This window comes from Paenibacillus beijingensis (assembly GCF_000961095.1).
In the GTDB taxonomy this organism is placed as follows: Bacteria; Bacillota; Bacilli; order Paenibacillales; family Paenibacillaceae; genus Paenibacillus_O; species Paenibacillus_O beijingensis.
This window is the reverse complement of record NZ_CP011058.1, coordinates 4,970,511-4,995,775: the sequence shown is the minus strand read 5'-3', so window position 1 is coordinate 4,995,775 and position 25,265 is coordinate 4,970,511. Positions and strand designations below refer to the sequence as shown.

The 25,265-nt window shown below is 47.2% G+C and carries 21 protein-coding genes and 6 pseudogenes; 18 read left to right on the top strand and 9 right to left on the bottom strand.

The genetic code is table 11. The annotated features are described in order from the left end of the window. Positions 1 to 303 precede the first annotated feature (303 nt). The 9 genes and pseudogenes from VN24_RS22590 to tnpB all read left to right on the top strand — a co-directional run bounded on the left by VN24_RS22590 (position 304) and on the right by tnpB (position 10,147). A complete protein-coding gene (locus VN24_RS22590) occupies positions 304 to 1,764 on the top strand; it encodes a sensor histidine kinase (protein WP_052703094.1) in 1,461 nt (486 codons plus the stop codon). Positions 1,765 to 1,805: 41 nt separating this feature from the next. Continuing rightward, positions 1,806 to 2,477, top strand: coding sequence for a response regulator (locus VN24_RS22585; protein ID WP_169751059.1), 672 nt, complete (start codon positions 1,806 to 1,808; stop codon positions 2,475 to 2,477). A gap of 35 nt (positions 2,478 to 2,512) precedes the next feature. Then, complete coding sequence (locus VN24_RS22580) at positions 2,513 to 2,962, top strand: hypothetical protein (protein WP_045672260.1); 450 nt, start codon at positions 2,513 to 2,515, stop codon at positions 2,960 to 2,962. Between the two features lie 145 nt (positions 2,963 to 3,107). After that, positions 3,108 to 3,683, top strand: coding sequence for a DUF3995 domain-containing protein (locus VN24_RS22575; RefSeq protein ID WP_045673596.1), 576 nt, complete (start codon positions 3,108 to 3,110; stop codon positions 3,681 to 3,683). A gap of 213 nt (positions 3,684 to 3,896) precedes the next feature. Continuing rightward, positions 3,897 to 4,748, top strand: a complete 852-nt coding sequence (locus VN24_RS22570; RefSeq protein ID WP_045673595.1) for a nucleotidyltransferase family protein — start codon at positions 3,897 to 3,899, stop codon at positions 4,746 to 4,748. Positions 4,749 to 4,935: 187 nt separating this feature from the next. Continuing rightward, positions 4,936 to 5,271, top strand: coding sequence for a metal-sensitive transcriptional regulator (locus VN24_RS22565; RefSeq protein WP_045673594.1), 336 nt, complete (start codon positions 4,936 to 4,938; stop codon positions 5,269 to 5,271). Between the two features lie 194 nt (positions 5,272 to 5,465). Further along, entirely contained in the window at positions 5,466 to 5,666 is a 201-nt protein-coding gene (locus VN24_RS22560) for a copper ion binding protein (RefSeq protein WP_045672259.1), read from the top strand. A 33-nt stretch (positions 5,667 to 5,699) separates the two neighbouring features. Beyond that, positions 5,700 to 8,135 (top strand): heavy metal translocating P-type ATPase, encoded by a 2,436-nt coding sequence (locus VN24_RS22555; protein WP_045672258.1) that lies wholly within the window; start codon positions 5,700 to 5,702, stop codon positions 8,133 to 8,135. Between the two features lie 906 nt (positions 8,136 to 9,041). Beyond that, a pseudogene (gene tnpB, locus VN24_RS27140) lies at positions 9,042 to 10,147 on the top strand (IS200/IS605 family element RNA-guided endonuclease TnpB). A gap of 411 nt (positions 10,148 to 10,558) precedes the next feature. Here the strand turns inward: tnpB and VN24_RS22520 are convergent. Next, the gene (locus VN24_RS22520; RefSeq protein ID WP_045672253.1) at positions 10,559 to 10,840 is read right to left on the bottom strand and encodes a hypothetical protein; all 282 of its coding nucleotides are present in this window, start codon (positions 10,838 to 10,840) and stop codon (positions 10,559 to 10,561) included. A 424-nt stretch (positions 10,841 to 11,264) separates the two neighbouring features. Here VN24_RS22520 and VN24_RS27135 point away from each other — a divergent pair. Next, a pseudogene (locus VN24_RS27135) lies at positions 11,265 to 11,566 on the top strand (C40 family peptidase); the annotation flags it as partial. A gap of 215 nt (positions 11,567 to 11,781) precedes the next feature. Here the strand turns inward: VN24_RS27135 and VN24_RS22515 are convergent. Together VN24_RS22515 and VN24_RS22510 are read right to left on the bottom strand one after the other, a co-directional pair. After that, the gene (locus VN24_RS22515) at positions 11,782 to 13,008 is read right to left on the bottom strand and encodes an epoxide hydrolase family protein (protein ID WP_045672252.1); all 1,227 of its coding nucleotides are present in this window, start codon (positions 13,006 to 13,008) and stop codon (positions 11,782 to 11,784) included. A gap of 97 nt (positions 13,009 to 13,105) precedes the next feature. Beyond that, positions 13,106 to 13,552 (bottom strand): MarR family winged helix-turn-helix transcriptional regulator, encoded by a 447-nt coding sequence (locus VN24_RS22510; RefSeq protein WP_045672251.1) that lies wholly within the window; start codon positions 13,550 to 13,552, stop codon positions 13,106 to 13,108. 82 nt (positions 13,553 to 13,634) lie between these two features. Between VN24_RS22510 and VN24_RS27130 the strand changes: the two are divergent. From VN24_RS27130 to VN24_RS22485, 8 genes and pseudogenes are all read left to right on the top strand, one after another. Further along, positions 13,635 to 13,901: pseudogene (locus VN24_RS27130) on the top strand (DUF4158 domain-containing protein); the annotation flags it as partial. Positions 13,902 to 13,912: 11 nt separating this feature from the next. After that, positions 13,913 to 14,292: pseudogene (locus tag VN24_RS27125) on the top strand (IS110 family transposase); the annotation flags it as partial. 86 nt (positions 14,293 to 14,378) lie between these two features. After that, positions 14,379 to 15,434, top strand: a complete 1,056-nt coding sequence (locus VN24_RS26575) for a C40 family peptidase (RefSeq protein ID WP_082084030.1) — start codon at positions 14,379 to 14,381, stop codon at positions 15,432 to 15,434. 466 nt (positions 15,435 to 15,900) lie between these two features. Beyond that, on the top strand, positions 15,901 to 16,812 hold the full coding sequence (locus tag VN24_RS22500) for a F510_1955 family glycosylhydrolase (protein WP_148505292.1): 912 nt from the start codon (positions 15,901 to 15,903) through the stop codon (positions 16,810 to 16,812). A gap of 50 nt (positions 16,813 to 16,862) precedes the next feature. Continuing rightward, positions 16,863 to 17,447 carry a YdhK family protein gene (locus tag VN24_RS22495; protein ID WP_045672250.1) on the top strand — a complete coding sequence of 195 codons (585 nt, stop codon included), beginning with the start codon at positions 16,863 to 16,865 and terminating at the stop codon, positions 17,445 to 17,447. Positions 17,448 to 17,861: 414 nt separating this feature from the next. Continuing rightward, positions 17,862 to 18,035, top strand: coding sequence for a hypothetical protein (locus VN24_RS27755; protein ID WP_158453702.1), 174 nt, complete (start codon positions 17,862 to 17,864; stop codon positions 18,033 to 18,035). Between the two features lie 733 nt (positions 18,036 to 18,768). Beyond that, a complete protein-coding gene (locus VN24_RS22490; protein ID WP_045672249.1) occupies positions 18,769 to 19,707 on the top strand; it encodes a phosphotransferase family protein in 939 nt (312 codons plus the stop codon). A 2-nt stretch (positions 19,708 to 19,709) separates the two neighbouring features. Beyond that, positions 19,710 to 20,138 carry a hypothetical protein gene (locus VN24_RS22485; RefSeq protein WP_052703091.1) on the top strand — a complete coding sequence of 143 codons (429 nt, stop codon included), beginning with the start codon at positions 19,710 to 19,712 and terminating at the stop codon, positions 20,136 to 20,138. Between the two features lie 178 nt (positions 20,139 to 20,316). Here VN24_RS22485 and sdaAB read toward each other — a convergent pair whose 3' ends face one another. From sdaAB to VN24_RS22460, 6 genes and pseudogenes are all read right to left on the bottom strand, one after another. Continuing rightward, the gene (gene sdaAB, locus VN24_RS22480) at positions 20,317 to 20,982 is read right to left on the bottom strand and encodes an L-serine ammonia-lyase, iron-sulfur-dependent subunit beta (RefSeq protein WP_045672248.1); all 666 of its coding nucleotides are present in this window, start codon (positions 20,980 to 20,982) and stop codon (positions 20,317 to 20,319) included. Between the two features lie 95 nt (positions 20,983 to 21,077). Next, positions 21,078 to 21,161 (bottom strand): annotated as a pseudogene (locus VN24_RS28735) (glycine cleavage system protein GcvH); the annotation flags it as partial. Positions 21,162 to 21,213: 52 nt separating this feature from the next. Further along, entirely contained in the window at positions 21,214 to 21,999 is a 786-nt protein-coding gene (locus VN24_RS22475) for an ABC transporter permease (protein WP_045672247.1), read from the bottom strand. Beyond that, the gene (locus VN24_RS22470; protein ID WP_045672246.1) at positions 21,983 to 22,636 is read right to left on the bottom strand and encodes an ABC transporter ATP-binding protein; all 654 of its coding nucleotides are present in this window, start codon (positions 22,634 to 22,636) and stop codon (positions 21,983 to 21,985) included. The genes VN24_RS22475 and VN24_RS22470 overlap by 17 nt, the downstream gene beginning before the upstream one ends. A gap of 56 nt (positions 22,637 to 22,692) precedes the next feature. After that, positions 22,693 to 23,819, bottom strand: a pseudogene (locus VN24_RS22465) (M20 metallopeptidase family protein). 79 nt (positions 23,820 to 23,898) lie between these two features. Then, positions 23,899 to 25,260, bottom strand: coding sequence for a D-serine ammonia-lyase (locus VN24_RS22460; protein WP_045672245.1), 1,362 nt, complete (start codon positions 25,258 to 25,260; stop codon positions 23,899 to 23,901). Positions 25,261 to 25,265 lie beyond the last annotated feature (5 nt).

Genomic DNA, 25,265 nt, shown 5'->3' with positions numbered 1-25,265 from the left:
GGCCACTTCTTGACAGCCCCCGTTATACATCCGGAGTATCGTCTAAAACACTCCTATGGAGGCATCCCATATCGATGGTTCTGATGTACACTTTTCTGTAGAAGTAAAGACTTCGTGTCGTGCCAAAACGGTATTCATAATAACATTGAACGATCACATTTATGAAAGGAGAAATCATGATTGCACAAACAACATCGCGGGCATCTGCAAAAAGCGCCGATAAATCGTGGTGGGTAAAGGGGAGCGGTTACGCGACGTGCGCTTGGGCATTAACGTTAAAAGTTAGCCAGAGGAGAGAGTAGTGTGCGGAAATGTTTTCTCAAGTCATCTCGTCTGCTGCATTGGCGACTGACACGTTCCTATATGCTGATCAGCATTTTGGCCTGGCTCCTTGTAGAGCTTCTGCTTCTCTTGGTGCTCGGATTGGGAATGCATGTGTCTCGCTCTTTTTTGCTGATTACTGCCTTAAAAAGCAATGCAAATGTGGCCGGCTCTTTGCTCTCAGGCGATCATGGACCCGATCATGCAGGTTTGAATTTTTGGCTCCAGCAACAACAACGAACCGTTGACAAAGTGTTTTCTTACACAGGCCTACTTGCTATCGTTAACCGGGAAGGGAGGGTTATCGCCTCGACAGGGACCGGTACCCGCCCTCCGTCACAAGGAACGTTGCTATCGGCTCAGCTCCCAAATCAGTCAGCGGATCTTTTGCATACTTATCTTGACAGCCAGGGCGATATCAAGCCGATTACGCATGAGAGCGCATCAACAGGAGTTGTTGCACTCGTTCCGCTTGAGGCAACGGATGCGCAGGCAGACGGAATTCTTGTAATGCAAGCGAAAAACCTCAAGATTAACGCCTCATTATGGCTTGGAATCGGAGGGACCTTCTTGCTTCCAGCCTCAGTTGTCATTGTTCTATGTGTCGGAGCGGCAGGAGCCGTATTTGGCGCTGTCACCTCCCGGCCGCTCATCCGGCGATTCGGCACATTGGCGGATGCCGCCGACCATTGGAGCCACGGCAATTTCTCCGTCTTGGTGCATGATCCAGGAGGAGACGAGATCGGACGGCTCACACGCCGCTTGAATCATATGGCTGAGCAGCTTCAGCACCTTGTACAGGTACGTCAAGAGCAAGCCGCCTTGGATGAGAGGGGAAGAATGGCGCGCGATTTGCATGACAGTATCAAGCAGCAGTTGTTCGCGCTTTTCATGCAGATCAGCGGAGCGAAAGCACTTCTGCTGCAGGGGAAAGAAGGTGCACTCCCCCGTCTGGAACGAGCAGAGGATTTGCTGGGGCACGTGCAAGACGATCTCACTAATCTGATCCATGAGCTGCGTCCCGCCATGCTGGAAGGCAAAAGATTTCCGCAAGCGCTGCGTGAGCAAATTGAGCAATGGGAAGAGCTTACAGGGATCGATGCTGTTTATCAAGTCCAAGGGATGAAACCGATCCCGCTGCAGTTGGAAGAAGCCTTATACCGTCTGACGCAAGAAGCGTTGTCGAATGTTGCCCGTCACAGCGAGGCGCGTACTGTTCGTATTCAACTCATTTTGGAACCGGATAGAACGACACTGGAGATTGCCGATAACGGCCGAGGGTGTCATGTCTTAAGCAAAATAGGAAAAGGGATCGGTCTCCTTTCCATGTCTGAGCGACTCCTTCCATTCGGAGGAGAGGTTCGCTACCAGAGCAAGCCGGAGCAAGGCTTTGTCGTGACGGCAACGGTGCCAGGCCAGGAGCAGCAGGACGATGAAGCATGATGGAGAGCATTTTCTGGGGTCCTATAAGAAAAGGAGCGTGAATTCCGGTGGCGGATGAAATTCACATTTTACTGGTTGATGATCATAGCCTGGTGCGCCAGGGTGTTCGTTCATTTCTCGAAACGCAATCCGATTTACGCATCGTGGGGGAAGCGGCTTCAGGAGAGGAAGCAGAACGTCTTGTTGCCGATCTGGTGCCCGATGTCGTCCTGATGGATTTGTCGATGCCGGGAATTGGCGGGATTGAAGCGATACGCCGGGTAAAGAAAAGCAGCCCCCATTCCCATATAGTCGTGTTGACCTCTTTTCAGGAGGATGACTATATTTTTCCTGCTTTACGGGCGGGAGCTCTTTCTTACGTGCTAAAGAACGTCCAGGCGGGCGATCTTGCTGATATTATCCGAAAAGCGCGCGGCGGCGAAGCATTTCTCCATCCGCGCGTGGCTACGCGGGTAGTGCAGGAGCTTCGTGAGGAACGAAAGGATATTCCGAACGTTTTTAACGATCTTACCGATCGTGAGCTTGAAGTATTGCGCCTTATTGCCCAAGGAAACGCCAATGCAGTTATCGCGCAAGCATTGGGCATCAGCGAGCAAACAGTGAAAGGCCATGTCAGCAATATGCTTGGCAAATTGCAACTGGCGGATCGGACCCAGGCGGCTGTCTATGCTTGGGAACAAGGCGTCGTTCAGCGAAAGCGCGGGGATGTATAGGATGCAGTGCAAGGAAAAAAAGGAGTGATGCGATTATGAACGAACGAAATGAAAGGATGCAAACAATGGGTGAGAAATGGACGGGATACGGCGCATGCGCCTCGGCGTTCGGGCTTGGCACTATCCATTTTATCGCCAACCTCATCGGCTTCATTAACGCTCCTGCTGCAGAACAGAAGATAGGACTGTTTATGGCATGGGGTGTGCTTCCCAGCCTCATCTGTTTCGTGTTCGGCTCAGCTGCATTGGCGCTTGTCCGCTTCTGGGGAGGAAGAAGATGGTTCCGGGCAGCGCTAGCCCTTACATGGACCGCCTTTGGAATTATGAGCTTGCACGATATCTGGCATCTGATTCTCGCGGTGCAACGCAAAGACTTCATGATTTTCCTTCACATACTAGGGCCGGGTCCATGGTCCCTGATTGGAGCGGTCTTGTTTGGTCTCACCGCATGGCGTGCACGGCGCAGATTAAGATTGACAGCATGATAACTTCTTACTTATTTGAACCTAGGTCCATGACTACCGCTTATTGAGCTAACCGGCGGTTTTTTTGGGGGAGAGGCATTCAGCAGACAGCCCCCATTGTTTGAAGAGGGCAAAAGAACGAATAATTAAGCGAGGTCTGATAGATATGTATTCGCAAACTCAAAAATCGATAACAAAATCGCAGGTTTGGTCGGGTTATGCAGTTTTTATTTGGTCCATCGTCTACATGGTTCCACACCTTTATTGGGCTTTAGGAGGCAGGATGGGGGAGGTTTTACTAAAACCTCATACAATACAATTGATCCACTTTGAATTGATTAATTGGATTGCATCCGTATTTTTAACCTTCGCCGGACTCATTGGACTTGCATTTATTTATTGGAATAAGAGCAGAGTTTCTAGTTTTATACTGCTATTTATATCCTTGGCAGGATGCTCGTTATCCACTTCGCACGGCATATATGGAATTATCTATCGAGTGCTTCAAATCAGGGGGGCAGTCGCTTTGGAGTCGGGATCATTTTACAGCCATGAAGATGCCTATGTGTTGTGGGATCTAGTGCTCTTTGAACCGTGGTTTTTAATCGAGGGGATTTTGTTAGGCATATTAGGGTGGTGTTTTTTGAAAAAAGCCCGCAACAGAAAAATCTGGCTTGCGGCTTGCATTTTCGGCACTATTCTCGGTTTGATCACTGGGATTATGGGTGTGCGATTTGCATGAGCAAAGAGTTGTCCGGCGACATAAACATAGTTGGATAATCGTTTACGACACAAACATATGCGCATAATCGGGGGTTCATTTGTATCAGTTGTTATGAATTATTTTTTTAGTCTGTTCGCTCCGCTAGCGGGCAAGATCAGCAAGCTGGCCGGCTTCAACCTGCGCGAGAATACATCCGGCAAGCTTAGTAATATTCGGAACGGAGTAAGAGGTATGGATGTGCAATATATTATTTCAATAATTATTGACAGTCTTAAGCAAGTCAATGGTGTGCATGCTCTGGTTCTAGGCGGTTCAAGGGCAAGGGGGACTGAAAATCCCAACTCCGATATTGATATTGGAATTTATTATAGCGCCAACAGTGGGTTAGACATTGCCCAACTTCGTCGGGTAGCCTCCATCTTGGATGACGATAATAGAGACAACTTAATAACAGAAATCGGTGGCTGGGGACCATGGATTAATGGTGGTGGCTGGCTAAAAGTGTATCAAAAACCGGTCGATTTTTTATACCGTGATCTTAATAAAGTGTCAAAAGTAATTAAACAATGCCTCATCGGGGATATCACAATCGACTACCAACCGGGGCATCCTCATGGATTTATCAATTCAATGTATTTAGCTGAAATAGCGTTGTGTAAGGTGTTATGGGATCCGTCAGGTCTTGTTGGAGAAATGAAGTCCAGAACAAATCCATACTCGCACGTTTTGCAAAAATCGATCATTCAAAAATTTCTATGGGAAGCAAATTTCTCCCTTGAGATTGGGAAAAAAGGTATCTATAAAAAAGATTTATCTTACATTGCTGGGTGTTGTTTTAGGTCAATCTCTTGCATGAATCAGGTTTTATTTGCACTTAACGAAACTTACTGGATGAACGAGAAAGGAGCTGCTGCCATCGCTGATTCAGTTAGCATGGTCCCAAGCAAATACTCCAATAGAATAAATAACATATTGACTTTAGTCACAGAAGATCAAGGCGGTTTGGAGAAGGCTCTAGCCATGTTAAGTAATCTGATTCATGAAACAGACAATCTAGTGAAAAATAAAGGTTTGTTGAACTAAACGGTGCAATCGCTGAACAATAATCCTTATACAGCCTGAACGAAAAGCGAATCTGGGAGATAAAATTTGTTAGCTGCAGTGGGGTCCAATTATTTATTCTTACCTATTTGCATTTGTTTGTATAGGGTCAGGGGGTATGGTACAATATTTAGTAAAGGAGGCGATTAAAATGAGTTTGCAAACGGAAATGGCAAACCAGACAGAGGAAAAAGATGTGGGCTGTTGTTCACAACCCGAAGATGCAGAACGAAAGAGCCATCATTCGCATAAAGTAAAAAGCAGTTTGATCAGCCGATTGAACCGAATCGAAGGCCAGGTTCGAGGCATTAAAGGGTTGATTGAGAAAGACACTTATTGCGACGATGTTTTGAATCAAATCGCCTCCGTTCAAGCTGCGTTAAATGGTGTCGGAAAGCTTTTGCTCGAACATCATATGAAGAGCTGTATCATCGAACGAATTCAAGAAGGCGATTCGGAAGTTTTAACGGAACTGATGACAACCATCAATAAGTTGACGAAATAACACCTTCCTTCAAGAGCAAGCAGCAAGTGCTGCCTGTTCTTGTTGAAAGCATTATAGGGTAGATGGGTATAGTAAAAAAATCTTGACAAAATATAGGGTGGAGGGGTATATTAAAAACAAGGAAGGCGATGGTAATGAATGTTAAGCAATCGGGTAACGATACAAATATTAATCAAAATGAGGAGAGATGAAATATGAAAAACATCACAATGCAAGTCGAAGGTATGAGCTGCCAACACTGCGTCAATTCAATCGAAGGAGCGCTCAAAGAAATCGGGGCAATCGGCAAAGTCGATCTCAAAAGCAATACGGTCGATGTATCGTATGACGAGAATCTGATCACAATGGGACAGATCAAGGAAGCGATCGAGGAACAAGGGTACGATGTTCTATAATATCGCCTACAGATAGCAAGGAGTTGATGGTTCATGCAAGCAACCGAAATGAACGAAAATAAGCAGACGACCCTGCAAATCACCGGTATGACTTGTGCCGCATGCGCGAACCGGATTGAGAAAGGATTAAATAAACTCGAAGGTGTAACGAACGCCAATGTAAACTTTGCTTTGGAAAAAGCAAGTGTGAGTTATGATCCTGAGAAAATAGGCGTCGTGAAGTTGGAAGAAACGATCAAAAAGCTGGGTTATGGTACCGCCAAAGAAGTGGCCAACTTTAAACTGGAAGGCATGACATGCGCCGCTTGCGCGAACCGAATCGAGAAGGGGCTGAACAAATTACCCGGAGTCTCGAATGCATCCGTCAACTTTGCGATGGAAACAGCACGTGTAGAATATTCGCCGGTGGAAGTTTCGATTGCCGATATGCAAAATAAGGTCAAACAACTCGGCTATAAAGCGGTCACCGAACAGGAAAATAAAGACACGGATGACCGCCGCAAAAGGGAAGTCCGGAAGCAACAACGGAAACTGCTCCTTTCTGCGATTCTATCGTTTCCGCTGTTGTGGAGCATGGTCGCCCATTTTTCATTCACCTCATGGATTTACATGCCGGAAATTCTCATGAATCCTTGGTTTCAGCTCCTTTTGGCCACACCGGTTCAATTTTATGTCGGAAGGCAGTTTTATGTAGGTGCTTATAAAGCTCTGCGCAATGGCAGTGCCAACATGGATGTGCTGGTATCGCTCGGAACTTCGGCTGCTTATTTCTACAGCTTATATTTGACGATCGATTGGTATATTGGAGGCGGAAGCATCCATCATGGTCCGTCCTTGTACTTTGAGACGAGTGCGATTCTGATTACGCTCGTCATCATGGGGAAATTATTCGAAGCACTCGCCAAAGGTCGGACTTCGGAAGCGATCAAGTCTTTGATGGGTCTGCAGGCGAAAACGGCTTGGGTCGTCCGTGACGGACAGGAGCTTACCGTTCCGGTAGATGAGGTCATCGCAGGCGACATCGTACTCGTCCGTCCCGGAGATAAAGTGCCGGTGGACGGGGAAGTGCTGGAAGGTGTATCGTCGGTGGATGAATCGATGCTGACAGGCGAGAGCTTGCCTGTAGAAAAGAAAGCAGGCGATGCCGTCATCGGAGCGACAATCAACAAAAATGGCATGCTGCGGATTAAAGCGACGAAGGTTGGTAAAGAAACGGCTCTTGCACAGATCATTAAAGTCGTCGAAGAAGCGCAGGGCTCCAAAGCGCCGATTCAGCGCGTAGCGGACGTTATCTCCGGAATCTTTGTTCCGATTGTTGTCGGTATCGCGGTTGCAGCATTCCTGGTCTGGTATTTCTTCGTTACGCCGGGGCAATTCGCGCACGCTCTGGAAATCGCGATTGCAATTCTAGTCATTGCGTGCCCATGCGCGCTCGGCCTTGCAACTCCGACTTCCATCATGGCGGGATCCGGACGCGCGGCCGAGCTTGGCATCTTGTTCAAGGGCGGCGAACATTTGGAACAAACCCATAAGATCGACGCAATTATTTTGGACAAAACAGGCACGGTTACGAAAGGGAAACCGGAGTTGACGGATGTCTGGACGGAAGGCGATGAAACGGAATTTCTCAGACTTGTCGGTTCGGCGGAGAGAAATTCGGAGCACCCGCTCGCGGAAGCGATTGTTGCTGGCATTAAGACAAGAAACATCGAGCTGCCGGGAACCGAATCGTTTGAAGCAATCCCCGGGTTTGGCATTAAAGCAGTAGTCGAGGGTAAACAACTGCTGATAGGTACGCGCCGGTTGATGGAAACCTACAAAGTGGATGCAAGTGACGCCTACGAAACGATGGCCCGTTTGGAGGAAGCCGGCAAGACGGCGATGCTGGTCGCAATCGATAACCGGTACGCAGGTCTGGTGGCGGTAGCGGATACGATTAAAGAAACGTCGAAGGCAGCAGTCAGCCGGCTGAAAGAAATGGGCATTGAAGTTATTATGATCACGGGCGATAACGAACGGACGGCGAATGCGATCGCCAATCAGGTCGGCATTCATCATGTGCGTGCGGAAGTGCTTCCGGAAGGAAAGGCGGAAGAAGTGAAAAAGCTGCAGGCACAAGGCAAGAAAGTCGCCATGGTTGGGGACGGCATCAACGATGCTCCGGCTCTAGCGACGGCGGACATCGGGATGGCGATCGGTACGGGCACGGATGTGGCAATGGAAGCGGCAGATGTGACGCTCATGCGCGGTGACCTTTCGAGCATATCGGATGCGATCTATATGAGCCGCAAGACGATGAGTAACATCAAGCAAAATCTGTTCTGGGCGCTCGGTTATAACACGCTCGGGATTCCGATTGCCGCGATCGGATTATTGGCACCCTGGGTAGCAGGTGCGGCGATGGCATTAAGCTCGGTATCGGTCGTCCTCAATGCGCTTCGGCTGCAGCGGGTAAATATTCGTCATTAGTCTGTTTACACCGCAACAGCTAGCCAAGATCGGTTCCGTTGCAGCTATGGATGGTCAAATCGAGATGACACCGTTCAAACAGCTCTACGTGGAAGTCCCGACCGATCAGCTTGATGCAGTCAAGAAGGATCTCCGGAGTTCAGGACTTGAAGTGTATCCGGCTGGGTTTGTGACCAAAAGCCTGATTGCTTGCAATTTTTGCAAAGGGCGGAAGAGGCGGGTCTGGAAATGGCACGAAAATTAATTGGGGCGGTTGCCGGGATTGAAACGCCTGCCCCGGTTAATGCGTGATTCATTCGATATTTAGTTGGTGGGGAACCCAAAGGACTCAAATCAGGATAATACTTGTTTCTATGACCCATAGAATTCTTTAACAGAACTTTCGGAAATAAGGAAAGTTCTGTTTAGCTTGACCAAGTGAATTGTTAAGGAACGATACAAAAACGTAGTATTAATGCCAAACACACCGTACTCTGTTATCAAAAGACTTAGGCGCGATTGCCATACGGAAATGCAATTTTATCTGGCGAAGCTTGGAAAATCTCTAGGGTATAATGTTTGGATCGCCCGAAATGATCACAAGAGGGCATGGGAGGATCAAATTCTTGGCGAATGGTCGTTAAAGAATTTGAAGCTGGAAAACATATCGGATACCGTATTGGATACTGTCTCGTTAATTGATGTTCTATGGCTGGATCAAGACAATAACATTGTCAGTGGCTTTGAAGTCGAAAAGAGCACTTCTATTTATCATAAGTAACGGAGAAGACCCCCAGCTCTAAGCGAAGCGTAGGTGGCGGGATGAATCCGCTTCGGGTGTACCCGATATTTGTTGCCCCACCCGCGACAAATACGAACATATGTTCTATAATGAAGGTGACTACCCGTGAAAGGTGGTGACTCTTCTTGCACAAAGCGTTCCGGTTTCGGATCTATCCCGATCGAGAACAACAAACGCTCATCAATCAAACTCTCGGATGCTCCCGATTCGTCTACAACCGTTTTCTCGCCCTTCGTACCCAAGTGTATGAGAACGAGCGGAAAACATTAACCTACAAAGCTTGTTCCCGAAAGCTTACGCTGCTTAAGCGCGAATCGGGATTCGACTGGCTACGGAAAGTGGATGTACCGCCCTTCAAAGCGCGCTAAAGTCACTCGATGATGCGTTTAAGCGGTTTTTCTGTAAACAGAACGATTATCCGCAGTTCAAGCGAAAGCATACGCCCGGGCAGAGCTATACGACCAAGAACAATAAGAACGCGATTCGCGTGGAAGGAAACCGGATTCAGCTGCCCAAGCTTGGTCTCGTGCGATTTGCAAAAAGCCGCGAGATCGAAGGCCGCATCTTATCCGCCACCGTACGCCGGAACTCGAGCGGTAAATATTTTGTCTCGGTATTATGCAACATGCTCTACTGCCCCTATGTGCGGGTGGACAAGACGAAAAGCGTGGGCATCGATCTGGGTCTGAAGCATTTTGCGAACCTTTCTACGGGAGAAACCATCGACAATCCGAAGTATCTACGTAAGTATGAGACGAAACTGGCCTGTTGGTAGCGGAGATTATCCCGCCGGCAAAAGGGCGGTCAAAACCGTGCCAAGGCCCGAATGAAACTCGCCCGGCTGCATGAGAAAATCGCAAACTGCCGCGAGGATTTCCTGCACAAACTGTCGATCCGGCTGATTCGTGAAAACCAAACGATCTGCCTGGAAGACCTGCAAGTAGAAAACATGCTCAAGAATCATAAGCTTGCGCGGTCCATCGCGGACGCGTCATGGTCCAGGTTCGGCGAAATGCTCGCCTACAAAGCCGAGTGGCATGGGCGGAACGTCATCACGGTAAACAAGAGCTTCCCGTCAAGCCAGATATGCTCGGTATGCGGCCAGCGAAACCCGGATGTGAAAGATTTAAAGGTACGCGAATGGACGTGTCCGATGTGCGGCGCCGAACATGACCGTGACCATAATGCGGCGATCAACATCGAACGGGAAGGACTTCGTTTGTTGGAATGAAGGAAGTTGAACTGCCGGGACGGCAGGGATCGCCTGGTCAATTTCCTTTCGATAGAAGGGATTACCCAGGAATCCCCCGCCTCAAAGCGGATGCATAGGCGGTGGGAGGTTCAATCCGGTATTCTAAGGCTTAACGATCTTTCCCTTTCAATTAATAGTGGGAAAAGCCAATTTTTTTTGGTTGCGCCTGATCAGAGAGAAAAAGAGATCAAGGCACAGCGAGACACAACGGGACGATGACAAACCGGGCTATTAACTCCATACCGAGATAGGCTGCACGCACCATCTGTGCATCCTTGCTACTCAGACCAGCGACGGCAAGAGCTATGAAACCAGCGACTGCGCCAAGCCAACCGACCGAGGAAGTGATATGTGCGGCAAGCGCGAACTTCCGGAAGCGGGTAGTTAAGGTCATAGTTTTTTCAATCCTTGTTCTATGACGCTGGAGGGAGGTCTGTGGCCCCCATGGCCACTAAAGCTATTCCCAGTGAGGTGCAGGATAATAAACAGGAGGATCAGGACGAGGCCGATGATGCCAAACACTTTCACCCAGCGTGGTGTACTGGGCGTCGACCCGCGGTCAGACCTCACGCGGGTATCGTCGCTGGAGTCATTGTTTGAGTCGGGGTAAGGGCGCATGTCAACCATGTGCTTGTCCTCCTTTATCACACGTCGTAGTAATAATTTTCTCATTATTATCCTCCTCTTTTTTGCGATACCGCCGACCACCTCAACCGATGGCACTTTCATCGCTTCGGACGTTAACGGTCATAGCGGAAGCTAGACATTCAAGTTTGTTACAAGCTTATTGAACTTTAACGGAATCATCATCGTAGAATATATTCAATTTGAAGGATCTCCGGCACGCGGAAGAGACACTCATAATATTAGCACAGTTCGATATGGAAAAGAATGTCCTCACCTTCGTTCTATCTGCTTGATAGTTAAGCCTTTAGTCTCGACATTTACCCAAAGATGCGGGTACCGAATATCCGGGAAAGTAGAAAAGCGATTTGAGGCGCCATTCAAATCCACATCGGGACACTAAAGACGGAAGGAACTTTACTACGAAAGAACTTGTGTGGAACGATGTAATCCCCGGTTTAAAACATATTTGACCGCAGAGACGTTCGATTGTTCCGGGTTCATTCGTTACATCTTAATCAATTTGAAACTAAGCTTCCCCGGACATCCAAGTCACAAGCACAGTATGGAACGAAAGTAGAGAAATACATTCTGCGTCCGGGCGACCTTGTTTTCTTTAACACGAATGGAATTGGGATTTCTCATGCCGGTATCTACATAGGTGGGGGGAGATTTGCTCATTCTTCTAGCAGCAAAGGTGTCAGAATCAGTAAATTGTCAGAATCATATTATGAGAAACGTTATGTAACTGCACGGCGTGTTGTGACAGGATAAAATTATGCAGCAATGGTCAAAGACGGAATCACTTCACGAATCGGAAATAATCGTACGCCAAGCAATTCATTGCATGAAAAAACCGGCCCCTTTACTCGAAAGGGAATCCGGTTTTCGCAATCGCAGCTTAATTGGAATGCTATCATACTCCGTTAATTCAATACTAAACGACCAAAGAATCGTGATCCTTTCCTGAAGGCTTGATCCTGAACCTCTTATCGGTGTCCTCGGAACGTACGGTGCAAGTCCTCCACCCATTTGTCCGGAATTTCCCAGGGGATGAAGTGTCCGCCATGGTCATGAGCCGTAATATTGACGTGGTAGTACCATTGTGCGCGATCACTGTCGAGAAAATTCTGTACTCGATTTTCGGTCGTGACACCCGGCGGATTCTCATAACCTACAAAAGTGATACCGGTTGGCGCCTCAATGACAGGCCAGCGATTATGAGAGGGTGTCCATGGATATCGGTTATTGTTCGCGTAGACTCGAATGGAGGTTTCGATGGAGTTCGTGACCCAGTAGATAGTTGCATGAGTAAGGATGTCGTCCTTCGAGAAGACATTCTCGATGTTACCGTGATTATCGCTCCATCTTACCCATCGTTCCAAGATCCATGCGAGCATTCCAACTGGCGAGTCGCTCAGTCCGTAGGCGAGTGTGCTGGGATCAAGAACGTGAACGGCGAGATGCGATGCGAAACGGCGATCAAACTCCAAAATCTGCGATCGGATTTTCTCAGGGATGTTGTCGGGAATGGAACGGCCTCGGGAGAAATCCCAAGCGCAATCTCCATTAAAAAAGCTCAGTTTTAGAGCAGACCCGATATGTATTGCGTAGAGCTCGTCACTATATTTGTGCCCCAGTTGACCGGTCACGAGAGCACCTACATCGCACCCCCCTGCCGCGTATTTCGCATAGCCGAGAGTATCGGTCATTAGCTTATGCCAGAGATCGGCGATTTTCCAAAAGTTCATGTCCGGGTTGTTTGGCAGTGGCGTCGAGAATCCAAAACCAGGAAGTGAGGGCACGATTACGTCGAAGGCTTCAGCCGGATCGCCCCCGAATGCGCCAGGGTCCGCTAGTGGATCAATGACCTTGGACCAATGCCAGAACGTCCAGGGCCAGCCATGGGACAGGATCAATGGTACAGGGTTGGGCCCCACGCCAGGTTTACGCATAAAGTGCACAGGAACTCCGTCAACATCTACTTTATAGTGTTCGTAGGCGTTGATCGCCTTCTCGGATTTGCGCCAGTCAAATTCGTTAATCCAGTAATCGATGAGTCCCTCAAGATAGTTCCGACTAACGCCGTAAAACCAGTCATCATTTCCGGCATCGAGAGGCCATCTAGTGGACTTTAGACGATTTTGAAGATCAGCAAGTAACTCATCCGATACGTTGATCGGATAGGGTTCAAGCACGAAATGAGAGGTGGTCATAAGTGGTCCTCCTTGTACGAATGGAATGCACTTCCTTGGATTTGTTTGTTTCCTCCGTCACCCGGGAAAGATCAACGGAAATGCAACCCGACTGAGACTACGAATTGTTTCCTAGTTCGACCAGATGTCTCAATGCGGGTATTGCAGATGCAATTGCCCTTTTCTCCTCCAGAGTGAGTCCTTCAATGAATTTCGTGAGCTGCACCATGCGATCCAACCGACGTGAATTAATAACATTTGCGCCAAGTGCGGTAATATGCACCTGAACCACCCGGCCATCATTCGGATCTGGTCGGCGCTCGACGAGTCCGTCTCGTTCAAGTCTGGTCACCAACTGTGTGATTGCCGACTGCGTAATTTGTTCATTAGCCGTCAACTCAGTCAGCCTCATGGGGCTCTTGCGAGACAATGTGTGCAGGACGGAAAGTGTAGTGAAGCTTAGTTTTTCAATTGACGGCAACCGAATGAAAATCCTCGTTAAATCTTCGAATACCAGAGCAAAGTCGCTAACGTTCAACTCATTAGGGTTATTTTTAGGTTCCATGGATAAAACTATATTATAAACTTATATAAATGTCTAATATAAAATGGTCGCCCAAGCCACACCAGCTTAAAGACGTTGGATTGAGCTTATCCGGCACTACACCTTGAGTGAGCCGGATATATCAGTTATCAAACAGCACCGCGGTGGACATAATCGACATATTCGTAATTTTGTCCATCATCTATCCGAACTCGCACAGCAGACTGACCGAGGTATGATTTTGGCGACAGCTTTGCTAGATATGTTACGTCACCAGCACATCATTATACCGACCATCGATGTGATTGAAAGGGTGTGCTCGGAAGCGCTCACCCGTGGTACTCGGCATGTGTACGAGGCATTGAGTGAGTCCAATGACGAATCAACGTATCCAGCTGGCTTGCAGAATCGCAGTTTGAAGTCGTCTTGGTGAATCCACATTTCGTGAAAAAGAACAAAGAAAACCGCGACAACGTGCCCTCAAAAAGCGACAAAAAGGATGCGCTGGTCATTGCCGACATAAACAACGGGTATTACTCCTTCACACGTACCACACCTGAGGCTTTTGAAGAGCTGCGTGTCTTACTCTCAAACCGGGACTTTGTAGTTAAGTAAGTCATAAGTGCCAAAAACCAAATTCATTGCTGGGTTGACGTTGATTTTCCTGAGCGACGTCAGGTCTTGAAGGATTGTGTGCCGGTTCCTTGGCCATACTCCGTCTTTTCCCAACGTCAGCGGAGTTAAGAATATTACAGCCGCAACAAACTCAAACCAAGGAAATTACACATATTTTTTATGTTGTTTACACATCCTATGCTCAGAAACTAATTCAACAAAGGAGTAGAGGATGATGAATAAAAATATACGGATCCTAATATCAGGAACATTTATAGCCGCTTTACTTTTGCAAAGCGGTTGTACAGGGAACAACAATCAAAACAATAAACCAGGCAACAATTTTGAACAGCAAAATATAAAGGGCTCAGCCACAGGAAATAATTTAAGGTCATTGGATTTCTCTTCAAATGTTGTTCGAATTTCTTTAGTGACTATTGGACAGAAGGAATATTTCCCTTTACAGGAAGTGATTCACTCAATAGGTTATAAATCAATGTTCGAACCAAAAACAAAAACATTTGATATTGGAGATATTGATGTATTTTATAAATTAACGATGAATTCCACTAAAGCAGAGAAAGAAGAGGAAGAAATTAAGCTTTCGGATGCACCCATTATGTGGAATGGAAAACCCTATGCGCCTGTCGCATTGTTGACGGATCTCTTTCAGCAAGACATCCACTATACGGTCGAGGGAAATGAATTGTTCCTGCATCCTATAAACGCAGATGAGTCCAATTTGGATGAAATGGAGTCTGAAGATCAATCCTCAACTGGTGTAGAGCCTTTTTTTCAGGACGATCCTGAAGATCCGTTTCGAAATGAAGAAAATCAAAGTGTTTGGAAACAAATGAATGAAGAAGTGAGTATCCCGGCAGCTATAAAAAACATTGACATAAATGCTTTAATAAGAACATCAAAAAAATATTTGGGGGTACGATATGTATTTGGTGCAAAGCCGTATCCGATTAGCAAAGTGTTTGATTGTTCTTCTTATACGCAGTATATATTTGGAAAGTATGGAGTTAAACTAAAAAGAATTTCTCGAAATCAAGCGAAACAAGGTGTTTATGTAAGCAGGAAAAAGTTAAGAAAAGGTGATCTGGTTTTTTTCTCGGTTCCAGGCCGATTTAAATCGGATAAAACGGTTGGTCATGTAGGAATTTATATTGGCGGCGGAAAAATGATCAATACCTTTTCCAATAAAAAAGGTGTTCATATCACAAACGTAAATAAAGGATATTGGTCGAGGAAATTTCTTACCGCAAGAAGAGTGGCTTATTAAATGAATAAAGGCGGAACATCCCGTCTGGAGTCGGGCGGCGGAACTGCTCGACTTTAGATTTTCACTCCCATGACTCAACGGGTCAAAAGCCATAGGGGAACAAATATCAGGAATCGGGCAGATGTATCGCCTGTCAAGACTCAAAACATCAACCACTCCGAATTAACAGTTCGAAATGAATAAGAGCGAAGGGTTATCCCTTGGCTCTTTCTTTTCGATAAGTAATTTCCTAGAAACTTAAAACAATGCTTGAAGTAGAAGTTAGCTACCCTCAAGGGGCAAATAGGGGTAGAAAGTCTGCATCTTACTACGTTTTATATCCGGCCTCTAAGTGTAATTTAAACTTTCTACACAAGTTCTATATAAGTGGGAGTTACACTTAACATATTCAAGCCAATCGTATCGTTTGGAAATAAGTAGGGGACACTTGGAATATCTTTTTTAGGGCGTTCAGGGGGAATGTTTTTTGAAGAAAATATTGGTGTTGACACTGTTTGTTGTCCTCTCCTTCGGGACTGTAGCATGCTCGAAAAAGACGAGCGAGGAACCGGATCATACATCCCATACTGATTCGGCTTTTATGCATGTTCACGGCTTAGGGTATTCCCCGGACGGAAAACGTCTGTTAATTCCCGTTCACAACGGATTAAGTGTTTATGCAGATGGCAAGTGGAGCGATGGTCCCGGAGACAAGCACGATTATATGGGGTTCGCCGCGGCAGATAACGGATTCTATAGTAGTGGACATCCAGCACCAGGTTCGACTTATAAAAATCCGCTCGGTCTCATCAAAAGTACGAATGAAGGTAAATCGATCACGGTTTTGGCGTTGGAGGGAGAGGTTGATCTCCATGGTATGGCCGTAGGTTATCAAACGCATACGTTATACGTGCTGAATCCGCAGCCCAACTCGAAAATGAAACGGTCCGGACTCTATTACAGTCAGGATGAGGGGCAGACCTGGACAAACAGCCCTATGGCAGGTCTCCAAGGCCAAATTACGGCGATTGCAGCTCATCCTACAGAGAAATCGGTGGTTGTTGTAGGCACGACAGAAGGCGCTTATTTTTCAAAGGACAATGGGCAGACGTTTACCGCCTTTCAAATACAACATCCGGTTTCGGCTATTACTGTTTTGAATTCCGGCGACATTTTGGTAGCTACTTCCGGTCGGGATGCAAAACTTTTTAAAGTCAACGCCGTGACCAAGCAAATGGCAATGATCATAACGCCAAGTCAGGGTGGGATTGCTTTTATCGCGCAAAATCCGGTGAGTCCAGAGGAGCTAGCTATTGTTACGGAAAAAAAAGATGTCTACATTACGAAAGATAGCGGCGCTGCGTGGCATAGGGTCGCCAGCAAAGGGGTTAGAAAATAAGACTGGATTTTGGAAGTCAAATTGAACATGCTGAGGAGTTGTTATAGAAAATGAAAAAGCAATTGGTTTTAATCGGTATCGCTGTCCTGGTCGTTTTTGCTTTAAGTGGATGCGGAAAAAAAACAAGCAATGAGAATCCGGCGAACATGAGTCAGAATGGCAGCAATTCCATGTCCAATTCGGATATGAGCGGTATGAACCACTCCAGTTCCGGTGAAGTTCCTTCAGGTCTGAAAGAGGCAGAAAATCCAACCTTTAAGGTGGGAAGCCAGGCGACAATTAAAGCAGATCACATGGAAGGGATGAAGGGAGCCAAGGCAACGATCGTAAGGGCCTATATTACAACAGTTTATGCCGTGTCGTATACCCCGACTACCGGCGGCAAAAAGGTGACTAATCATAAATGGGTGATTCATGAGGAAATGAAGAACGCCGGTGAAAAACCATTTAAACCTGGGGATAAAGTTGTTTTGCAGGCTGATCATATGAAAGGAATGAATGGCGCAACGGCTTCCATTGATTCGGCCGAACAAACAACGGTATACATGGTTGACTATATGCCGACTACGGGCGGGGAAATGGTGAAGAATCATCAATGGGTCACAGAAAGCGAGCTTTCGAGTGCGGGAACGTAAATCTCGTAACAGTTCGTCAACAGGCTGACAGCTCGATCTCATATGAAATCGAGCTGTTTTTTCATCGTGGTATACTTTAGCCAGATTGGATCCCGGAAAGTTATAAGAGAGTATTTATTATCTCGCATGATGGTACTATAACGAATTATCGGATAATGCTTGGAGAAAAAGGATTAACAAGGAATGATTTTCTCGGTGAGGCAGGAGTCTACCGGATGATAATAAAGCCTCTTTATCTTTAAGTTAACGTGAAACAATAGTTCAAAACAAGAACCGGCAGCAGATCACTTATCTGCTGCCGGTTTATTGTTGAAGTAAAGGGCAGGATAGTTCCAGTATGTGGTAAAATGTAGATAGTGGTTAAAAGATTGAAGTCCGGTTGATAAATTGAAGAAGAGCAAAGGGGGGGATCAAATGAAAACTAAAATTATATTGATTGCTCTCATTCTTTGTTTATGTTGTGGCTGTGCTTCAAAAAACGAACATGTAGTGAATAACAAATTTACAAAATTCACTGGTGAGTTGTTGAGTGTTGTAAAACAGAAGGGTAACAGTTTTACTGTTACAGTAATAAAAGTATCTCCTTAGGCAACGATATATGCAGCTTACTAAGGCCGATTTAGTGGAGTTACTGATAGAAATGGAGCAATATATTGCAACTCAGAATCAGCATTGGTTAAAAAGTCAATTTGAAAGTTATAACATTGAGTGACATTTTTGAAGACGCATATATGACAAACATGTAAGCAGGCAGCTTAGTTGTAATTCACTAAGCTAGCTGAGATGAAAACGATGATTATCTCATCAAAAAATATAATTGTTGACTATTCCAATATATGTTTTATAATTGTGTCAAAATAGTTGAATGGTGGGATACGTGCAGTGATGATGATGATGATGGTGTTTCTGACGGAAATTAAAGGTTAATCTAACCTAATATTACATGAGCGTGACCGAGGCACACTACTTAACTAGGTAGGGTATGCTTTGACATGTCGTCGTTCGTGTACTCCGTTATGAAACAAATCATCATCACTGCATCCGTATGGAATGCTTTAGGACGGCGACAGCTGGTTCTTCTTAGGCATGTCTACGGAAAGAAAGCCGTGGGTGAACGAATTGTTCATCCACGGCTTTTCTATTTCCATTTACTATTTTATTTCAATTGAAACCTCTTGAATGAAAGGTTTCATACAAACATTCCAAAAAGCTGCATCTGTCTAAGACATAGATTTGGGAAGAAGCCTTCCCAACATGTAAACACACGTAATAAAAGGAAGTTATGCGTGGAGAAAACTAAAAGCACTAAGGAGGCAGTAACATGGGACCTAACAAGCCCGATATATCTATTACAACTGTTCAAACTGTATTGCAGCAACACTGGGGGTGTCCTGCTCAGGAAGTATCCGCAGTTGGCGAAAATGGAAATTTTAGTACCGTCTATTACTTTACAATGAAAGGGTCTGAGTATGTCATTCTGTTTAATCAAGCCGAGGAGGGAGGTTACCTAAGGGAGCAGTACATTGCTGACTTACTCTCCACTCAAGGTGTACGCTATCCAAAAATGATAGGGCAAGGTACTGTGGGGAGATATCGTTACTGCATTTCAGAGCGTATACCAGGTAATGTGCTGGCTGATTGTTTACCCGAACAGAAGGTTAATATGCTTTCAGATTTAGTTCAATCAATTACTGTAATGAATCAGGTTCGATTGCCTGAAACAACAACCGGATTCGGGGCAGTGAGGGAGGATGGCAACGGCGATTTTCCCTCATGGCTAGACTATATCCAGACATTTTTTGCTGAAGATCAGACAGGAACATTCTGGGAAAACTGGCACGATCTCTTTCATACCACCTGCTTGGAACGAGACGTCTTCAATGAATGCTTCGGCCGGCTGCTAACGTTTAGCAAATACAATGCACCTTACCGCCACTTTGTTCATAACGATTGTCATGCTTGGAACATTCTATCAGATGGTAGAAGGATCACGGGCATTATCGATTCCAATCCGTTATACGGTGATTTTCTCATTGATATAGCGACGATTGAAGATGCTATTCCAGGGAGAGATGTGGCAGAGGCATTCCGTATTCATGCTGAGCAGATAGGTAAACCGATTCATAACTTTGAAGCGAGGCTTACCGGGGCCAGATACTTCAAGGGTCTGGATGGCATGCGATTCTATGCCAAAATGGGCTATACGGATGCCTATGCCGAACTTCGTGATAGCTTGCTAGCCCTTCCAACGGAGTTTTAATAATGGAATACTTGTATGAGAAATACGACCAAAATTATGAAGACTTCGCAAGTGGAAGGGTACTGTACAATGCCTATGGCACAACCTCGTTTCCAGTAAGATTAGCCAGTGAAATCATTCAAAGATGCTTCAGATTACTCGAAATAAAAGGCAATAAAGGTCCTTATTCCTTATATGATCCCTGCTGTGGAGGAGCCTATATGTTAACTGTAATTGGGCTAATGCACGGTCATCGAATTAATAATATTTATGCTTCCGATGTTGATCGTGAGGTTCTTCAAGTAGCTGAACGAAACTTATCTTTACTAACTCCAAGTGGATTAGCTCAGCGTAAAGAACAGTTGACCCAATTAGCTGCTTTATTTCAGAAAAAATCACATGAAGAGGCTTTAGCTAGCTTGGAGAGACTATATGAACATCTAAACAATTAAAAAGGGAGCGTATATGGTGTATGACACCATATACAAATCCAGTCTTAGTAAGGCTTTGAAGCTCTTTATGGACATATGTATAAAATACGGGTTTTGTGTAAAAGTATATGGCAAAAAAGCCGCGTTTCTAATACGGCAGCCAGGCTGCCGTATTGAATACAAGTTATCCACGAGTCCGCTAAGTCAGATCGATGACGGTCACCTCGTTGATATGCGGCAGACGGGAGATTGCGTCGAGCAGTTCCCCATCCGGTCTTCGGTCGCATTCGATCACCGTCATCGCCGCACCGCTTCTTTCTTTGCGGTCGACGTTCATAAAGCCGATATTCAATCTGGCACCGCTTACCGCTCCTGTAATCGAGGCCAGCACCCCTACCCGGTCGTCGTGGGATATAACGAGTGTCGGGTAATAGCCCGAGCAGTTGGCGGCGAAGCCGTTCATCGAATGAATCTCGATATTGCCTCCGCCGATCGAAGCTCCGCTTACTTTTACCTCCCGACCGCCGGCGAACACCGCAATTTCGGCGAAATTGGGATGGGGACGGAATTCCTCACCCTGACGAAACTCAACTCGCAACCCTGCCTTATCCGCCTCCACATAAGCGTCCGGAATTCGTTCATCGTCGGTGCCGAAATCGAGCAGCCCCCCGACGATCGCGAGATCCGTGCCGTGGCCCGAATAAGTCTCCGCAAAAGAGCCATACAACGTAACGACCGCCTGCTCCGGCTTTTGTCCGAGCAGTTGACGGGCAACACGGCCGATGCGCACCGCCCCGGCAGTATGCGAGCTCGACGGCCCGACCATAACCGGACCGATAATGGAAAACACATGCTTGAACCGCATCGAATGCTCCTCCTCCAGCAATCCTTATTACTTTGGCTTCGTATTGTTCGGGGGTAAACAGCGCCGCCACTGGTTTCGCGGCGTCCCGCTTTCTGGACCTCGGCGATCCAGCCATCTCCGTAAGGATCCGCGTTTACGTTCTTCGGCAAATCGAGCAGCGCCCCATTCACCTTGACCACAGAAGCTGAAGTGAATTTTCAATCATCGTGATCGTGACTGGAAACGATCCGTTCATTGATGTTTACGCAACTGGCTGCGATGATTAAAGAACGTCCGGTAGCCAAGCTGCAAAAACAGAAGAACAGATAACGAAACACTGCCGACGATGCCGAGCATAATGGCAATTTGGTATTCCACCGCGACAATTGGAGAGGTGCCCGACAAAATTTGGCCGGTCATCATGCCAGGCAATGAAATGATGCCCATTCCGACCATGGAATTGATGGTCGGCAGCATGGCGGCATCAAATGCTTGATTGACGATATCGCGAGCCGCCGTTCCCGGCGTTGCGCCCAGCATAAGCGCCGCTTCAACCTTTGCTTTCTGAGCCTGCATATTTTCGATCATCGAGTGGAGACCGAGCGCGATGCCGGTCATCGAATTGCCGATGATCATCCCGGCGATCGGAATGACATATCTGGGGTCGTACCAAGGCTTCATTCCAACCACGACAAGAATAAAGACGGCGAGACTTGCAATGATGCCGGAACTCATCGAGATGGCAATGATGCGTTTCATTTGCAGGGACAATTTGCCTTTCTCCCGTTTGAACACGGTACGGATGGCGAAAGTCAGCATAACGGCCACGAGCAAGATCGTTAATGACGGATGCGAGAATCGAAACACATATTCCAGCAGGTATCCGACAAGAATCAACTGCAGGACCATTCGAATCGAAGCGATCCCTATTTCTTTCTCGCGCGGAATTCCTTTAATGCGCACAATCGCAATGAGCAGAAGCACGAACAAGTACGCCACGCCTAATTGCCAGAACGCCAGGTCAACCGTTTCTTGCATGTTGGAGACCTCCGTTCATGTGCGGAATTCCATTTTTCACCTCTACGGTGAAATCGGCGTAAGTTTGAGCGATTGTGCGGGAGTGTGTAATCATGACGACTGTGACGTTCCTCTCGCGGGTATAGGCGGATAATCGCTGCATTAGCGTATCGGCTGTCGCTTCATCGAGTGCGGATGTCGGTTCATCCAGCAGCAGGACGAACGGTTCCATCAGAACCGCCCTCGCCAGCGCCAAACGCTGTTTTTCTCCTCCCGAGAGATTGTCCGCAGCTTGGGACAGCTCCTTGTCGAGACTGAACAGAAACAAGGCCTGCATCATCTGTTCCTGGGTTGCGGCCGGCTGGCCTGCAAAGCGCCGTCCGACTTGCAAATTGTCCTCAACCGTTCCCTTGAACATCACCGGAGACTGGGGCACCATTACGGCTTTACGCCGCCATTCGACAGGATTAACCTCATTCAAGGAAACGCCGTCGAACCAGATCTCGCCTTCTTCAGGATTGTCCAGAACGTTGAGCAGCCTCAGCAGCGTCGTCTTTCCGCTTCCGCTTTCCCCTATGATGCAAGTGATCGCCTTCGCCGGTATGCTCAATTCCGAAACCTGCAATACCCCTGCTTTCACCTCATGAAATCGAAACATACAAGATTATCCCCTTTTCATCAGAAACAAGCGATTCGGTTGAATAACTGTTGTAATTACGCTGACGTGTAATGATGCACCAGGCTCAGCATCGCTTTCCCGGCATAAATCATCGCTTTTTCATCAATATCAAATTTGGGATGATGATGCGCGTAACTTGCATCGTCGGCATTTCCGGCGCCGGTATTAAAGAACATTCCCGGCTTATGAAGCAGATAATAAGCAAAATCCTCGCTGCCCATTGTCGGGCTCGCTGTCTCCAGAATTCCTTCTTTAACGGTATTTCGGATCAAATTCGCAAACACGTCCGCTTCTTCTTCGTGATTCACAAGTGCCGGGTAACCTTTCGTATATTCGATCTCACAGCTTACACGGAAACTGGTGCAAACACTCGCGACAATATGTTTGAACTCCTGTTCAATATCATCCCGCACGTCCGGATCAAAGGTTCTGACGATTCCTTTCAGAACGGCAGTATCTGCAATTACGTTCACTGCGTTGCCGGCATTGAAAGAACCGATTGTAACGACAGCCGGTTTCATCAGATTCACGTGTCTGCTGATGATCGTTTGAAGGCGGCCAACGATTTGCGCTCCTGCCACAACGGCATCGACGGTTTCGTGCGGTGAAGCGCCATGTCCGCCGCGCCCTTGAACTTTGATTTCAAACACGTCGGCTGCAGCCGCAGAAGGCCCGCTTTTGTATTCATAAATGCCAAGGGGGGTTGGGAGTCCAAAGGAGTGCCGAAAACGACATCCACGCCTTCGAGACAACCGTCCTCAATCATCGCGATGGCCCCGCCCGGAGCAACCTCCTCGGCATGCTGATGCAGCAGCACAACGTTCCCGGCCAGTTGCTCCAGATGTTCGCTCAATACCTTTGCCACCGCCAGCAAGATTGCGGTATGGCCGTCATGGCTGCATGCATGCATCACGCCTGGCACCGTCGATTTATAGGGAACGTCCTTCTCGTCCTGAATCGGCAGAGCATCGAAGTCGGCGCGCAAGGCGATCGTTTTTCCTGGCCTACCACCTACTATTTTACCTACGACGCCTCTTCCTCCAACATTTCTGCGAACTTCAATACCATAGCTTTCTAATATTGAAGCGATCATTCTTGGAGTTTCAACTTCTTGAAAGGAAAGCTCGGGATACTGAAGCAAATGTCGTCTCCACGCGACCATCTGGTCAAACATGTTCTCTAATTGTTCATGCCATTTCGCCAGCATACGGATTTCATTTCCTGCCATACCGTTTCAAGATTCACAAAGACAGCTCCAATCCTTTACGGTAGTATTCGTCCATGATCACCTCAGGCACCATGCCTCCGCCGGTAGCCCAAGCAAGGTGGGTCGCGTTCTTCAATTTGTCCTCAAGAGCATGGCGATTCAGATATTGTTTCCCTGCAGGGGCAGTCAACAGTTGAATCGGCCCGTAAACACCGGCCAGCGCAGAGGGCTCCAGACGAATGTTCTCCGTATCGGCCATTCCTCGCAGCAACTGATGCAAGTTGTCGTCGTTTACGGTGTAAATGCCGCTCAAGAACGGCTCAATCGTTCGTCCGACAAACCCGGAAGGTCTGCCGACCGCGAGTCCGTCCGCTTCTGTCACATTATCGATTCCAAAATCCTGAACCGATACGTTGTCATGAAGACCCGTCATCATTCCGAGCAGCATGCACGGGGAATGGGTCGGTTCGGCAAAAAAACAATGGACATGGTTCCCGTACACCCATTTCAGTCCGAAGGCGACGCCTCCGGGACCTCCGCCTACTCCGCACGGCAAATAGACAAATAGGGGATGATCCTCATCCACTGTGATATTCAGATCCTCCAATTGTTTTTGGAGCCGCAGCGCAGCAACGGAATAACCCAGGAACAAATGGCGGGAGTTCTCATCGTCAATGAAATAGCAATCCGGATCCGACTCAGCTTGACGCCTTCCCTGCTCAACAGCCGCGCTATAGTCCGATGAATGTTCGACGACCCGGGCTCCTTTGCTACGCAGCAAATCTTTTTTCCACTGTTTTGCATCGCTTGACATATGCACGGTCACTTGAAAGCCCAGCTTGGCGCTGATGATTCCGATACTCAGACCCAAATTGCCGGTCGAGCCTACCGAGATAGAGTAACGGGCGAAGAAATTCCGGAAATAGTCGCGAGCCAAAACCGAGTAATCGTCATTCACCGTCAGCAGTCGATGCTGGAGCAATAAATCCTCCGCGTGTTTCAGAACCTCATAGATACCGCCTCTTGCTTTAATAGAGCCTGATATAGGGAGATGGCTGTCGCATTTCAGGAGGAAACGTCCGTCCATGGTTTGATCGGCCATCGCTTCCAAAGCTTGTTTCATGGACGGGATCGGGACGACACGGGATTCAATAATTCCTTCGGATCGTTCGGTTTCGGGAAACGCTTTGCGAATGTATCGGGCGAATCGCCGCAACCTCTCTTCAGCATCTCGTATATCCGATTCATTGATCGACATTTGCTTATTTCCGCTTTCGAACGCTTCATACCTGGAATTAAGCCACAATACCTCCCGGGTTGAAATAAGTTCCTGCAGCAAAGGGAATTCCGCTTCCCACTCACCTGCCGTTTTCCCGCCGATTCGAATGTCTGTCATCGAGG